Here is a 15100-nt window from a genome sequence, read left to right as displayed (position 1 = left end):
ACTCAGTCCTGATGTTCTCGAACGCTGGCAAGCAATAGGCTTAGCGATGCCCACGCAACAAGTCCTAGGATAAACGCCGTGATGATTCCCCGCATGCGCTTCGGTTCAATGGCGACGTCGGGCTGATTTGGCTGGACGAGCCGCTCCAGATAGAGTTGCTTGCGCTGTGCTTCAGCCTTGGCGTTTTCCAATGCCGCCATTGCCGACGCCAATTGCTTGTCGGCGAATTCGGCGTCGAGTTGCAGCCGCGCATACGCAGCCGCTTTTGCGGACAATGAATTCTTTCCACCTGTCACGCCGCCCGTAGCTGTCTGAATCTGCTTTTCAAGTGTCGCGATGCTGGTCTTCAGAACTGGAATCTGCGGATTTTGCGGCGCGATCGATTGTAACTGGATCAACTGCGTCTGTGCGGCGAACATCTGTGCCTGCAGGCTGGTAACCTGCTGCAACTGCAATGCCGATTGCTTTTCCGGATCAAAGACCGTGTATGAGTTACGATATTCAGCCAATGCAGCGGCAGCGTCTTTCGCCTTGTTCGCCGCAAGGTCCACTTGGGTTTGTGCGAACTGCACAGTATCCGTAGCCGCCCGTTCGTTCATGCGGTTAATCAAGCGCTCGCTCATCTCCAGCAGCGACTTGTTGATTCGCTCCGCATCGCTCGCGGTATACGCGCGAACCTGCACGGTCGCGATCGCCGAGGTCGAATCGAGATCCACAGAGACAATGCGTTTGTTGTAGTACTTCCACAGCGCTTCAAAACTGCTGTCTATGCCCGTTGAAAAGTGGCTGAAGAAGTCGCCCTGATTACCATAGGCATTGAGAATGTAGTTGCCCCGGTTCAGTTCCTTGAGCGCATCGCGCGACTGGATGTAGTCGATGACCGAGTAGGTGTCGTCTTGCGCGCGCGAGAATCCGGTCCCTTGCAATAGCGCGCCTACCACGCTCGTTTGAGCTTGTCGCTGCGGGCTGCGCACCACGAAGCGCGACTCCGACACGTAAATGTCCGACGCAATCAATCCAAAATAGACTACGGCGATGGCGGTAGGCGCGACCACCGTCAACGCAAAGAGCCGGTCGATTCCTTTGACGCGCTCGAGTAGGCTTTTTTTCTTTCCCGGGGACGGCGGCGCCGCATTTTTGCTAGATACTGTTTCCAACGTCTTATCCAACTTTGAGTAGTTCTTTCAATTCCCTCTCTGCCTCTCTGGCGAAGCAGTGGGAAAGATCGAGAGCACCGCAAAATACCTGCAGCCCAAATGGGCGCAAACGTTTTACGTGGGCCACTATGAATTCTTACGCGATATTTCGCCAAGGATTGCAGGCGCAAACTAAACGTGGCAATTCTTGGTTGGCAAATATTGGCGTATGCCTACCCGATAGAGCAAGGGCGGCTGATTGTAGCCACCCTATAGGGCCTGCGCCATCCACCTTCGTATCCTTCCAACAAATTTCTTAAATTTTACAACCGTTGTTATTTTTTACCTCGTAATGTTGTATTCTTCGCTCCTTGCTTAAGGCCAGTCGCACAATTCAAACGATACCAAGGTCGCCCGGGGGCCGAGGACGCATGTATGTCTATGTGTTCTATCGGTAATGCTCGACCTGCCATTCGACGTACTCACATGCACCGCTCCTTCCTCGCCCTGCAAGGCACGGCTTCTCCGTTCTTTAGCCGACTTGCCACAGCACTGCGCGAGCGCGGCCACGCCGTACGCCGGGTTAATTTCTGCGGCGGTGATCTGTCATATGCTTGTAATAGTGATGCATGGAATTTTCGCGGACACCCAGGCGAATTGTCCGATTGGTATTCCAATAAGGTGAACGCCAGCAGCTTTACCGACGTACTAATGTTCGGTGACTGTCGCGAAATACATCGCCCGGTACACCCTATTGCAAAAACCCACGGCCTGCGCGTCCACGTCTTCGAAGAAGGCTACGTCCGCCCGCATTGGCTGACGCTGGAGAAGGACGGCGTAAACGGTCGCTCGCAATTACCGTGCGATCCCGCCTGGTATCTCGACCAACGCCGTTTCACGCCGCCCAGCCCCGTCGGTCATCCCACCGGCTATAACCTTTACGAACGCGCTTTTCACGACATGCGTTATCGCAGCGCCAACACGCTATTCGCGTTGCGCTTTCCGCATTACCGCAGCCATCGTCCGAGAAACGGCTTCTTCGAATACTCGGGACTGGCTACGCGCGCATTGCGACAACGCAAACACCATCACGATTCCGACAAAGTCACTCGCGATCTACTCGAAGCCGGTCGCGCGTATTACATCTTTCCGTTGCAACTGAATTCGGATGCGCAGATCGTCGTCCATTCGCCGTTCGACAGCGTGCGTGAAGCAATCGCAAAAGTACTGACGTCGTTCGCGCATCACGCGCCGGCCGACAGTTGGCTCGTCATCAAGAACCATCCGCTCGACACCGGCCTGATCGACTACCGCCGTCACGCCGAGCAGCTCGCGCGCGAACTCGGCATCGCCGAGCGCATGCGTTTCATCGACGCAGGCCATCTGCCGACGCTGCTCGACCACGCGCGCGGCGCCGTCGTGGTGAACAGCACAGTCGGCTTGTCGGCGTTGCACCACCGCCGCCCGTTGATGGCGCTGGGTTCGGCCATCTACAACATGCCCGGCCTGACCTGGCAAGGCTCGCTCGACGATTTCTGGCTCCACGCCGATCAGCCCGACATGAACCTGTACCAGGCCTTCCTCGACTACGTCGTCCACCACACGCAAATCAACGGCGACTTCTACACGAAGACCGGCATCGCGATGGCCGTAGCCGGCGCGGTGCAACGCCTGGAGGCGGCTGCGCATGCGTAAAGCCGCGCCGCGCCACATCGTGATCACCGGCGCGAGCGCCGGTCTCGGTCGCGCGCTCGCGTTGGCTTATGCGGCGCCTGGCGTCGTACTGGCCCTGATCGGCCGCGACGCGCAACGTCTCGAAGCGTCGGCGCAAGCCTGCCGCGCCCAAGGCGCAACAGTGCAGACCGGCCTGATAGACGTGCGCGACGCACAAGCCATGCAAACCTGGCTGCACTGTTTCGACGACGCGCACCCGATCGACCTGCTGATCGCCAACGCCGGCGCGGCCAGCACGCTCGCATCCGCGAGCGACTGGGAAGACCTGGCGCGCACGGCCGCGATCGTCGACACCAACTTCTACGGCGCGATGCATGCGGTGCTGCCGGTGATCGCCCGCATGCGTGCGCACAAACACGGCCACGTAACACTGATCAGCTCGCTAGCCGCGCTGCGTGGCATGGCGATTTCGCCGGCCTATTGCGCGAGCAAAGCGGCGATCAAGGCCTACGGCGATTCGGTCCGTCCGATCCTGTCGCGCGATGGAATTAGCATGTCGATCGTTCTGCCGGGCTTCGTGAAAACGGCAATGAGCGACGTGTTCCCCGGCGAGAAACCCTTCCTCTGGTCCGCCGACAAAGCAGCCCAACACATCCAGCGCAAACTGGCAGCCGGCCGCGCCGAAATCGCGTTCCCGAGCCTGCTCGCGTTCGGCATGCGGCTGTTGCCGTTGCTGCCCGCGGTCCTCGCCGATGCAATTCTCGGTGGCCTGTCGTATCTGCCGCGCGAGGAGCATTGAGTGAACGCGACGCTCGCGCTCAGTTTCGCGGCCGCTGCCGGCCTTGCGCTTCTGCCGGAAGCACTCGCGCAGCCGCGTGCGTCGCTGCGTCGCTCGCCGCTTGCGTTCGCGTTGCATATCGCAGCAATCGTGTTCTTCTGCGCGTGCGTGTTGCTGATCACTGGGCGAGTGCATTTTTCGGCGTTCGTCGCGATTGCACTGGTCGCGCTGCTGGCGGGCGTCAGCAACGCGAAATACGCATCACTGCGTGAGCCGTTCGTCTTCACCGACCTGAGCCTCTTCAGTCAGCTATTCGCGCATCCGCGTCTTTATCTGCCGTTCCTGAGCGTGGGCACCGTCGTCGCGATCGTGCTCGGCGTCGTCGTGGTCGTCGCGGCGTTTGTCGCGGACACGCCGCTGGCGCATCGGCCCATCGCCGCGCTTTTGCTCACCGCGTGCGCATCGATTGCGGCCGCCTACGCATGTGCCGCGCGCCTGCCGTTATCACTGCGTGCCGTCGACGATCAGCAACGCCACGGCTTTTTCGCGGTTTTCATCGCCTATTTGCTGAACGGCATGCGCCCAACCACCGTGCGTCAGTTGCGCACCGCGCTCGCCAACGGTCCGTTCGCGACCGGCACGCCAGGCACAATGCCCGATGTGATCCTGATCCAGAGCGAGTCGTTCTTCGACGCGCGGCGTCTGTCCATCTCGATCAATCCGTCGATCCTGCGCAACTTCGATCTCGCGCGCCGTGAGTCGATCCAGCACGGCGAGCTGACGGTGCCCGCGTGGGGCGCGAATACGATGCGCACGGAGTTCGCGGTGCTGACGGGCGTCGATGACGCGCAGCTCGGCTACGCGCGCTTTTATCCGTATGCGTTCGTGCGGCGCGCGTGTGCATCGCTCGCGTCTTGGTTCAAGCAAGGCGGTTATCAAACGCTGGCGATTCACCCGTATTACGCGGATTTTTTCGGTCGCGAGCGGGCGTTCAAACATCTGCAGATCGACCGCTTTGTCGACATCAAGGCATTCGCGGACGCACCACGCGCGGGCCCGTACGTCGCCGATATGGCGGTCGCGGATGCGATCGTCGAAGCGCTGGACGAACCGCGCGAGAAACCCGCGTTCATCTTCTCGATGACGATGGAAAACCACGGCCCGCTGCATCTGGAAACAGTGCAACCCGGCGAGTCCTCAGCGTTCCATTCGCTCGGCGACGACGAGCAATGGCGCGACCTGACCGCCTATCTGCGGCATCTGGCCAACGCCGATGCGACGCTCGGCCGGCTGCTCGACGCGCTGCGCGCGCGGCGCCGCGACACGGTGCTGTGTTTTTATGGCGATCACGTGCCGGCGCTTTCGCACGTGTACGCGCAATTTGACAACGAACCCGCACACAGCAACTACTTTATCTGGCGCAACTACGGTGATGCGCCAGCGACCCGAACAGATCTTTACGCCGGGCAACTTGGCGTCGCCCTCGTAGAAGCGCTCGCGCCGGCTGTATCGCGCGAGACGCCGACGCGCACGCTTCACCCAACAGAAGAACGATGACGAAACAGATTGCGATTGTGGGGATGGCCTGCCGTTTCCCCGGCCATGTTGAGAACCCGGAAGATTTCTGGGCGTTGCTGCGCGACGAAAAAGACGCGGTCACGCAAGTGCCGGCCGATCGTTTCGGCACGGAGTTTTACCAGCATCCGTCGAAGCGCGAAGCGGGCAAGAGCTATACGTTTTCCGCGGGCGTGCTCGACGACGTCGCCGGTTTCGACGCGTCGTTTTTCGGCATTTCGCCGCGCGAAGCGCAGCAGATGGACCCGCAGCAGCGTCTGTTGCTCGAACTCGCGTGGGAAACCTTCGAGGACGCGGGCGTGCGTCCGCGCGACATGGAAGGCAGCAATTGCGCGGTCTATGTCGGTGTCGCGAGCCCGGACTACGGCAATCGTTTCGTCGACGACCTGAACGCGGTGGACCCGTATTCGGCGACCGGCAACACGCTCAGCATCGCGTCGAACCGGCTGTCGTATCTGTTCGATCTGCGCGGACCGAGCGTGTCGGTCGATACCGCGTGCTCGTCGTCGCTGGTCGCGCTGCATCAGGCGTGTCAGGCGCTGCAGATAGGCGACGCCGAGGTGGCCATCGCGGGCGGCGTCAATCTGCTGCTGCATCCGTTCGGTTTCGTGACGTTCTCGAAGGCGTCGATGCTGTCGCCGCGCGGGCGCTGCCGTGCGTTCGACGCGACCGGCGACGGCTACGTCCGCTCGGAAGGCGGCGCGCTTGTGATGCTGAAGACGCTGGAGCGCGCGCTCGCCGACGGCGACACGATTCATGCGGTCATCGCCGGTTCGGGCGTGAACTCGGACGGCTACTCGCAGGGCGGCATCAGCGTGCCGGGCGCGGCGACTCAGGCCGCGCTGCTGCGCACGGTGTATCAACGCGCGGGCGTCGACCCGCGCTCGCTCGCTTATGTCGAGGCGCATGGTACCGGTACTGCCGTCGGCGATCCGATCGAGGCGCGCGCGTTGATGAGCGTCGCGTCGGCGGGGCGGCCCGTCGATCGTCCGCTGCTGATCGGTTCGGTGAAGACCAACGTCGGCCACCTCGAAACCGCGTCGGGCATGGCCGGCCTGATCAAGGCGATCCTGTGCCTGAAGCATCGCGCGGTGCCGAAGACGCTGCATTTCGAAACGCCGAATCCGGCGATCGATTTCGTCGGCGGCCGGCTGCGGGTCGTCGATCGTCTGACGCCGCTTGAATCGCCCGATGGTGCACACGCGCCGCTCGTGATCGGCGTCAACTCGTTCGGTTTCGGCGGCACGAATGCGCACGTCGTGCTGCGCGAGGCACCGGCTTCGAGCGTCACCAATACCACGCAACCCGAACGCGGCGCCGCGACAGCGCCACTCGCGCCGCTCGTGCTATCGACGCGCGCGGCGGCCGCATTGCCTGATCTGGCGGCACGCTATCTGGCGTCGCTCGATCAGGGCGCGTCGTGGAATCTGTTGGCCGCGAATGCCGCGCATCGTCGGCAATGGCTGAAGCATCGCGCGATCGTCGCGCCGTCGACGCTCGCGGAAGCGCGCGCGGCACTCGCCGCGCTGGCCTCGTCCACGCAAGAGCACGCGGACATGGCGCTCGTCAAAGGCGAAGCGCCGGCCGACGACGGCCGTCTCGCGCTCGTATTCTCCGGCAACGGCTCGCAGTGGGCCGACATGGGCAAGCAGTTGCTCGAACAGGAGCCGGTATTCAGCGCCGCACTGGAAGAACTCGACGCACTGTGGCGCGCCGACGGCAGCGCTTCGCTGCTCGACATGCTGCGCGAAGGCGTGAGCGTCGAGCGTCTCGCGGCCACCGAGCATTCGCAGCCGCTGCTGTTCGCGATCCAGGTCGGCGTGGTGCGCGTGCTCGAAGCGCGTGGCGTCGCGTATCACGTGTGCGTCGGCCACAGCGTCGGCGAAGTCGCGGCGGCGTGGGCGTCGGGCGCGTTGACGCTCGCGCAGGCCGTGCGTGTGATCAAGATTCGCAGCCGCGCTCAGGCGAAAACGCGCGGCACCGGCCGAATGGCGGCGGCCGGTCTCGGCGAGGCGGCGATGCGTGCGTTGATCGCGCAACACAATCTGGACGCGACGGTGGAAGTTGCCGGCGTCAACAGTCCGCAGGCGGTCACGCTCGCCGGTCCGCTCGACGCGTTGCAAGCGCTCGAATCGGCCGTCAAGGCGAACGGCCGCTTCTTCCAGATGCTCGATCTCGACTACGCGTTCCACAGTTGTCAGATGGACCCCATCGAGCTGGACGTACTCGCGGGTCTCGCGGACCTCGCGCCGAACGCAGTCGCACGCGGTTTCGTATCGACGGTGACGGGCGGTGAACTCGCGGGCACCGAACTGGACGCGCGCTACTGGTGGCGCAACATCCGCGAGCCAGTGCGCTTCGGCGACGCGATTGCACGCATCGCGCAGAACGGCGTGCGTCTGTTCCTCGAGATCGGCCCGCATTCCATTTTGCGCACCTACGTCACGCAAACGCTCGACGACGCGCGCATCGCGGGCCGCTCGCTGGCGACGCTCAAGCGCAATCACGACAGCGCGGATACGCTGTATCACGCGCTCCACGCGATGATCGCGAACGGCGCGAACGTCGACGTCGATCGTTTCGCGCCGCGTGCGTGGCTGAATCAGCATGTGGCGCTGCCGTCGTATCCGTGGCAGCACGAACGTCACTGGCTCGGTCCGACCGCCGAGGCCTACAACCTCGTGTACCGCCGCCGCGAGCATCCGCTGCTCGGCTATCGTCTGCGCGAGCATGCGCTCGCATGGGAAAACCAGCTCGACCCGGCGGGTCTGCCGATGCTGGCCGATCACGTCGTCGATGGCGGCGCGGCGTTTCCGGGCGCGGGCTGCGTCGAGATGGCGCTCGCCGCCGCGCGCGTGCATTTCGGCACCGCGAGCTGCGCGGTCGAGAACGTCGAAATCCGTCTGCCGGTCGTGTTCCAGCCGCAGCATTCGAAGCTGTTCCGCTTCACCGTGGACGTGCGGACCGCGAACTTCACGATCGAAACGCGCGATCGCATGTCGGACGAAGCGTGGTCGCTGAACGTGACCGGCCGTTTGCTCGCGAGCGGCTGCGCGCTCGGCGACACGGCGGCCAACTTGCCGCTGTTCGAACTGACGAGCCTGCTCGCGCAGCCGTCAATGTCCGGCGACACGCTGTACGCGAACACTGCCGCGATCGGCCTGAACTATGGACCCGCGTTCCGTTGGGTGCGCACGGTACACGTCGACGCGAACGCCGACATGGCCCTTGCCGAAGTGGACATGCCCGCAGTGCTCGCGCGGTCCGCCGACGCTGCGAACGCGTTCGCATTGCATCCAGCGCTGATGGACAGCGGCTTTCATCCGCTGTTCGCGCTGCTCGCTTCGCCGCGACACGGCGAGCTCGAGCATGCGGCCTATGTGCCGGTGCAACTGGGCCGCATCGACTATCTGCGCGGCGACGCGATCCGCTATGTGCTCGCGCGCATCGAGCGGCGCAGCCCACATTCGGTCGTCGCATCGTTCGAATTCGCCGACGCGCAGGGCGCGATCGTCGCGCGTCTGAGCGCGTGCCGCTTCCGCCGCGTCGATCTGCTGAGCCGGCGCCAGCAGGCGCCCGGACGCTATACGTATATCGTCGAAGCGAAGCCGCTTGCCGCCGACGTGAACGCCCATGCGTTGCCCACGGCCGCCGCATTGCTCGCCGATGCGACGAGCGTGCTCGCCGCGCAGGAAGACGAAGCGCGCCGGCACACGCATCTGACCGAGATGCTGCCGCTGCTCGACGTGCTCGCGGGCGCCTACGCGTTGCAGGCGCTCGACGCGCTGGACGTGTTCGCGCAGCCGGCGCTGCCCGATTGCGCGCATCCGGCGTTGCTCGCGCGACTCGTGCAGATCGTCGTCGAAGATGGCCTCGCGCGTCGCGACGGCGCGCGTGTCGTGCGCGACGACGGCGCCTGCGCGAACCTGCCCGCCATCGACGAGCTGTGGCGCGAGCTGCTCGCGCAATCGCCCGCGCACGTGGCCGAGCTGACACTGCTCGCGCATTGCGGCGCGGCGCTGCCTGTCGTGCTGCGCGGAGAAGTGAGCGGCGCGCAGATCCTGCCGCCGTCGCGCAGCAGCCTCGTCGAGCATTTCTTCGAAGCGTCGCCCACGTGGACGCATGCGAACGCGCTGACCGCCGCGTGTCTGCATCGCGCGATCGAAAGCTGGAGCGAGCCGCGCCGTCTGCGCGTGCTCGAACTCGATTCGCCGCTCACCGACATACTGCAACCGCTTGCGATTCACGTGCCGGTCTCGCGTTGCGATTACACGATCGCGGGTACGCGCGAGCAGTTGAGCGGCTTCGACGCGACTGAGCATCCGTCGCTCCATGTCGCGACCGTCGAGTTCGGCGATGCGCCGCGTCTCGCTGGCGTCGACGCGAGCGAGCGCTACGACGTCGTGGTCGCGAGTCACGTGCTCGCTGCGCAAAGCGAGCCGCGCGCGTTGCTCGCCGCGTTACGCGGCTGGCTCGCGCCGGGCGCGCTGGTGGTGATCGCGGAGCCGCGCAATAGCCGTTTCGCGGATCTCGTGTTCGATCTCGACGCGGATGCGGCTCATGCCAACGCGCGCCGGGCGGCGTGGCTGTCGCCGCAGGCGCTGACGCAACTGCTGGAAGAGGCGGGCTTCGAACAGGTCGCGCGCCATACGGAGCAAGGGCTCGATCTCGAAGGCGCGCCGACACTGCTGGTGGCGCGCGCGCCGCTCGCGGTGGCCGCGAACGATGCGGCGCGCGCGACTCAGGCGAGCACGTCGCCCGCGCATTGGTCGCTGCTGTACGCCAGGTCCGACGCGATCGACGCGATCGACCCGATCGACGCTAAGCTCGCCACGGCGCTGCAAGCCGCCGGCCAGACGACGTCGAGCACGACGCTCCAGGCATTGCGTGACGACATCAGCAAGCTGGCCGCGCCGGCCGGCGCCGCCCATCACGTTGTCTTTATCGCGCCCGACCAGCCCTTGTCCGCCGACGCGGACGGCGCCGAAGTGATGCGCGCGCAGCAACAGACCACGCTCGCGCTCGCGCAGCTGGTGCGCGATCTGGTGGCGGTGTCGAACCAAATGCGCCCGCAACTGTGGATCGTCACACGCGGCGGCGCGCCGGTTTCGACGCCGTTCGTGGATGCGCGGTCGCTGCGTCCGGAGCAGGGCGCACTGTGGGGGCTGGTACGCGTGCTGGCCAACGAGCATCCCGAACTGTCGTGCCGTCTGATCGATGTGTGCGCGACGCAACGCGACGCGGGCGCGCTGCTCGCGCGTGAACTGCTGGCATCCGACGGCGAGGAAGAAGTGCTGCTGACGCCGCGCGGCCGCTACGTAACCCGCATGCTGCCCACGCCGAACGCGGCGCTGCGCGATATCGTCGCCGAGCCGCTGCGTGCGCGCAATGAAGCGGCGGTGCTCGGTTTCGCGTCGCCGGGTTCGTTGCGCAACCTCGAATGGTTCCCGTTGCCGCATCGCGAGCTCGCGGCGGATGAGCTTGAGATCGAGCCGGTCGCGACGGGCCTCAACTTCCGCGACGTGATGTACGCGATGGGCCTGCTGTCCGACGAGGCCGTCGAAAACGGCTTCGCGGGCGCGACGGTCGGCATGGAGCTGTCCGGGCGCGTCGTACGCGTCGGCCGCGATGTGCAGCGTTTCGCGCCGGGCGATGCGGTGCTCGGTTTCGCGCCGGCGTCGTTCGCGAGCCACGTGCGCACCAAAGCGGAAGCGATCGCGCACAAGCCCGCGCGTCTGACGTTCGAGGAAGCGGCGACGGTGCCGACCACGTTCTTCACCGCGTACTACGCGCTGTGCAAGCTCGCGCGTCTGCGTCGCGGCGAACGTGTGCTCGTGCATGGCGCGGCGGGTGGCGTGGGGATCGCGGCGATCCAGCTCGCGCGACATCTCGGCGCGGAAGTGTTCGCGACCGCGGGCAGCCGCGAGAAGCGTGAATTCGTGCGTCTGCTCGGCGCCGATCATGTGTTCGATTCGCGCAGCCTCGCCTTCGCCGATGAAATCCGCGAACGCACGCGAGGCGCCGGGGTCGACATCGTGCTCAATTCGCTGGCCGGCGAAGCGATGGTGCGCAGCATCGACACGCTGCGTCCGTTCGGTCGTTTCCTCGAACTGGGCAAGCGCGATTTCTATGAAAACAGCCGCATCGGCTTGCGGCCGTTCCGTAACAACATCAGCTATTTCGGCATCGATGCGGACCAGTTGATGAGCGCATTGCCGGGGCTGACCGCGCGTCTGTTCGAGGACGTGATGCGGCTGTTCGCGGACGGCGTGCTGCATCCGCTGCCATATCGCGCGTTCCCGGCCGAGCGCGTCGAGGAAGCGTTCCGCCATATGCAGCAGGCGCGGCAGATCGGCAAGATTCTGGTCACGTATCCGGCGGGCACGCCGAGTCCCGCGCGGTCGGCGCAGTCCGGCGCCACGCTGGAACTCGATCCGGCGGCCGTCTATCTGATCGTCGGCGGCACGGGTGGGCTTGGCTTTGCGAGCGCGCGCTGGATGATGTCGCGTGGCGCGCGTCATCTGCTGCTCGCGAGCCGTTCCGGCACACTCGCGCCCGAACTGGCCGAAGAGGTCACGCGCTGGCGCGCGAGCAACGGCACGCAAGTGCGCACGGTCGCCTGCGACGTGACCGACGCGGCGGCGCTCGAATCGTTGCTTGCCGACGTCGCGCAGCGCGGCACGCCGTTGAAGGGCGTGTTGCATTCGGCGATGGTGATCGACGACGGTCTGGTGCGCAATCTCGACGACGAGCGCTTTGCCGCCGTGCTCGCGCCGAAGGTGGCGGGCGCATGGAATCTGCATCGCGCGACGCGCGACTTGTCGCTCGATTTCTTCGTGGTCTATTCGTCGGCGACGACCTTCCTCGGCAATCCGGGGCAATCGAGCTACGTCGCGGCAAACAGCTTCCTCGAAGCGCTGATCGCGCAGCGGCGCGCGGCCGGTTTGCCGGGCACCTGCATGGCATGGGGCCCGCTCGACGACGTCGGCTTCCTCGCGCGCAACGCGGACACACGTGAAGCGCTGCAGGCTCGCATCGGCGGCGCGTCGATCAGCTCGGCCGAAGCGATGGCCGCGCTCGAACGCGCGCTGGTCGCGATGCATGCGGGCGAGGCGGTGGTGCGGCTCGATTGGCATGCACTCGCGCTCGGCATGCCGGCGGCGCGCGCGCATCGCTACACCGAGCTGCAGGCGCGCGGCGCTCACGAACCGGCGCATCAGGGCAGCGTGCAGATGCGCGAGCAGATCGCGGCGATGCCGTTCGACGACGCGCAGCGATTGGTCGAGGAGGCGTTGCAGGCGCAGATCGCGCGCATCCTGCACATGTCGCCGGAGAAGATCGAAACCGGCCGCTCGATTCTCGACATGGGCATGGATTCGCTGATGGGCATGGAGCTCGGCATGGCCGTCGAAGAACGCTTCGAGGTCAAGCTGTCGATCATGACGATGGCCGAAGGCGCGACCGTGCATTCGCTCGCGCAACGGATCGTCGAGTCGATCCAGACGCAGGATGACGCGGCCGAGCCGAACGGCGCCGCCGCGCAGATGGCGGCGCAGGTCGCGGCGGTCGCCGCGCAGCATGCGCTCGATGTCGGTGCCAACGCGCTGGCCGACGTGGCCGATGCGCTGTCCGCGCAGTCGAGCGCGACGGAGCTGGTCTGATGCGCGCGCCCGCGGGCTGGAGTCATCGCGAGGGGACGCTCGCGCGCGTGCTGAGCGTGAGCGGTCATGGCCTGCACACCGGCCGGCGCGTGAACGTGCGGATCCTGCCGGGCACCGCCAGCGGTCCGCGCGGCGTCGTGTTCCGGCGCATGCAACACGGCCGGGTGCTGGCCGAATTCGCGGTGCATCCCGCGCTGCGGCGCGGGCAGCCGCTGTGCACGATGCTCGAAGCGGCCGATGGCGTGCGCGTGCGCACGGTCGAGCATCTGCTGGCTTCGCTGCTGGCGTGCGAAATCGATCGCGCGACGGTCGAACTCGACGCCGAGGAAGTGCCGATTCTCGACGGCAGCGCGCAACCGTGGCTCGACGAGATTCACGCGTGCGGCCGCATCGAGTTGCCGCATGCGAAGCGTTTCATTCGCGTGCTGCGGCCGGTGCGAATCGCCGACGGTGTTGGCACGCGCGACGAACGCAGCATGTCGATCGAACCGGCAGACGCATATGAAGTGAGCGTGCGCAACGATCTGAAAGGCTTCGGCGAATTGCGCTGGGACGGCGCGCTGACGCCGGCGAGCTTCGCGGGCGAGATCGCGCCGTCGCGGTCGTATGGGCGCGTCAAGTGGGCGATCCCGGCGATCGCGGCCGGCTACGTGCGCGGCGTACCGATTCTGCGCGGCGCGCGGCTGTCGTGCACGGCGGCGATCGTCGGCAATCGGGTGCTCGGCGGCATGCGCGTGCCCGACGAGTTCGTGCGCCATCGCGTGCTCGACCTTGTCGGCGACATGGCGATGGCCGGCGCGCCATTGCTGGGCCGCGTGAGCGCGTTGCGGCCGAGTCACGAAATGAACTACCGGCTCGTCGCCGCGCTGCTCGCGGATCGCGACGCGTGGGAATGGGCAGAATTCGCGGGCTGAACGTACAGGATTAGCGAAACACTATGGGACTGGGTGATCACCTTCGCCAACAACTGGCCGCCAAGGCGTTGATGAGGCAGCTCGAACGCGTGTCCGACGAAGCGCGCGAGCCAGGCGCGCCGCTCGCGGCGAGCGGCACTCGCGCGGCGCAGGACGCCGCGCGCGCCGAGCTATGCAGCTTCGAAAGCATGCCGGGTTATCAGCAGGTCGAGATCTTGCGGCAGATGGGCGACAAGCTGCAGGTGCAGTCGCCGTTTTTTCGCGTGCATGAAGGCGTAGCCGGCGCGACGACGCGCATCGGCGGCGCCGAGTATCTGAACTACGCGAACTACAACTATCTCGGTCTCGCCGGCGATCCGCACGTGTGCGCGCGGGCGAAACAGGCGATCGACCGCTATGGCACGTCGGCGTCGGCGAGCCGCATGGTGGCGGGCGAGCGGCCCGTGCAGCGCGAACTCGAAACGGCGCTCGCGTCGTTCTACGAGGTCGACGATTGCGTGGTGTTCGTCAGCGGCCACGCGACCAACGTGACCGTGATCGGCTCGCTGTTCGGTGCCGGCGACCTGATCGTGCACGACTCGCTCGCGCACAACAGCATCGTGCAGGGCGCGCAATTGAGCGGCGCCAAACGGCTGAGCTTTCCGCACAACGACTGGCAGGCGCTCGACGCGTTGCTCGCCCGTGTGCGGCACGATTACCGGCGCGTGCTGATCGCGATCGAAGGTCTGTACAGCATGGACGGCGACATTCCCGATCTCGCGCAATTCGTCGACCTCAAGCGCCGTCATGCGGCATTCCTGATGGTCGACGAAGCGCATTCGCTCGGCGTGCTCGGCGAGCGCGGCAAGGGCGTGCGCGAGCATTGCGGCGTCGCGAGCGGTGACGTCGATATCTGGATGGGCACGCTCAGCAAAACGCTGGCCGGTTGCGGCGGGTTTATCGCCGGCACGCAGGCGTTGATCGATATCCTGCGCCATCTCGCGCCGGGCTTCCTGTATAGCGTGGGGCTCGCGCCCGCGTTGGCGGCGGCATCGCTCGCGGCGCTGGAACGTCTGATCGCCGAGCCCGAGCGGGTCGCGCGCTTGCGCACACGCGGGCGGCAGTTCATCGACGAAGCGCGTGCCGCCGGTCTCGATACCGGCAAGAGCGCGGGATATGCGGTCGTGCCGATCATTACCGGCAGCACACTGAAGGCCGCGCAATGGGCGAACGCGATGTTTGCCGAAGGCGTCAACGTGCAGCCGATCTTCTATCCGGCCGTCGAGGAAAAAGCGGCGCGGCTGCGCTTTTTCATCTGCTCGACGCACGAACCCGAGCAGATCAGCCGCACGATCGTCGCGCTCAAGCGCGTCGCTCGCTAAC

7 protein-coding genes are annotated in these 15100 nt (G+C 65.5%); 6 read left to right on the top strand and 1 reads right to left on the bottom strand.

Features of this window, described 5'->3' with window-relative positions; all coding sequences use genetic code 11:
* Window positions 1–2: 2 nt before the first annotated feature.
* The gene (locus OKW43_RS11220) at window positions 3–1157 is read right to left on the bottom strand and encodes a hypothetical protein (RefSeq protein WP_429447241.1); all 1155 of its coding nucleotides are present in this window, start codon (window positions 1155–1157) and stop codon (window positions 3–5) included.
* A gap of 465 nt (window positions 1158–1622) precedes the next feature.
* Between OKW43_RS11220 and OKW43_RS11215 the strand changes: the two genes are divergently transcribed.
* The 6 genes from OKW43_RS11215 to OKW43_RS11190 are packed head-to-tail and all read left to right on the top strand — an operon-like array spanning window position 1623 to window position 15099.
* Window positions 1623–2831, top strand: a complete 1209-nt coding sequence (locus OKW43_RS11215) for a capsule biosynthesis protein (RefSeq protein ID WP_429447240.1) — start codon at window positions 1623–1625, stop codon at window positions 2829–2831.
* Complete coding sequence (locus tag OKW43_RS11210) at window positions 2824–3609, top strand: SDR family NAD(P)-dependent oxidoreductase (RefSeq protein WP_429447238.1); 786 nt, start codon at window positions 2824–2826, stop codon at window positions 3607–3609. Before OKW43_RS11215 ends, OKW43_RS11210 begins: the two co-directional genes overlap by 8 nt.
* On the top strand, window positions 3610–5145 hold the full coding sequence (locus OKW43_RS11205; RefSeq protein ID WP_429447236.1) for an LTA synthase family protein: 1536 nt from the start codon (window positions 3610–3612) through the stop codon (window positions 5143–5145).
* A complete protein-coding gene (locus OKW43_RS11200) occupies window positions 5142–12824 on the top strand; it encodes an SDR family NAD(P)-dependent oxidoreductase (RefSeq protein WP_429447234.1) in 7683 nt (2560 codons plus the stop codon). The genes OKW43_RS11205 and OKW43_RS11200 overlap by 4 nt, the downstream gene beginning before the upstream one ends.
* Window positions 12824–13738 carry a UDP-3-O-acyl N-acetylglycosamine deacetylase gene (locus OKW43_RS11195; RefSeq protein WP_429447232.1) on the top strand — a complete coding sequence of 305 codons (915 nt, stop codon included), beginning with the start codon at window positions 12824–12826 and terminating at the stop codon, window positions 13736–13738. The genes OKW43_RS11200 and OKW43_RS11195 overlap by 1 nt, the downstream gene beginning before the upstream one ends.
* Window positions 13739–13761: 23 nt before the next feature.
* Window positions 13762–15099 (top strand): aminotransferase class I/II-fold pyridoxal phosphate-dependent enzyme, encoded by a 1338-nt coding sequence (locus tag OKW43_RS11190; protein WP_429447230.1) that lies wholly within the window; start codon window positions 13762–13764, stop codon window positions 15097–15099.
* The last annotated feature ends 1 nt before the right edge of the window (window position 15100 follow it).

It is taken from the genome of Paraburkholderia sp. WC7.3g (assembly GCF_050436345.1).
In the GTDB taxonomy this organism is placed as follows: domain Bacteria; phylum Pseudomonadota; class Gammaproteobacteria; order Burkholderiales; family Burkholderiaceae; genus Paraburkholderia; species Paraburkholderia podalyriae.
Note: the sequence above shows the minus strand (reverse complement) of the source record. Positions and strands in the feature narration are given on the sequence as shown.

Excerpts from the sequence above, each read along its gene's own strand:
- OKW43_RS11210 (WP_429447238.1), top strand. The coding sequence starts at position 2,824 with ATGCGTAAAGCCGCGCCGCGCCACATCGTGATCACCGGCGCGAGCGCC.
- OKW43_RS11195 (WP_429447232.1), top strand. The coding sequence starts at position 12,824 with ATGCGCGCGCCCGCGGGCTGGAGTCATCGCGAGGGGACGCTCGCGCGC.
- OKW43_RS11200 (WP_429447234.1), top strand. The coding sequence starts at position 5,142 with ATGACGAAACAGATTGCGATTGTGGGGATGGCCTGCCGTTTCCCCGGC.
- OKW43_RS11190 (WP_429447230.1), top strand. The coding sequence starts at position 13,762 with ATGGGACTGGGTGATCACCTTCGCCAACAACTGGCCGCCAAGGCGTTG.
- OKW43_RS11215 (WP_429447240.1), top strand. The coding sequence starts at position 1,623 with ATGCACCGCTCCTTCCTCGCCCTGCAAGGCACGGCTTCTCCGTTCTTT.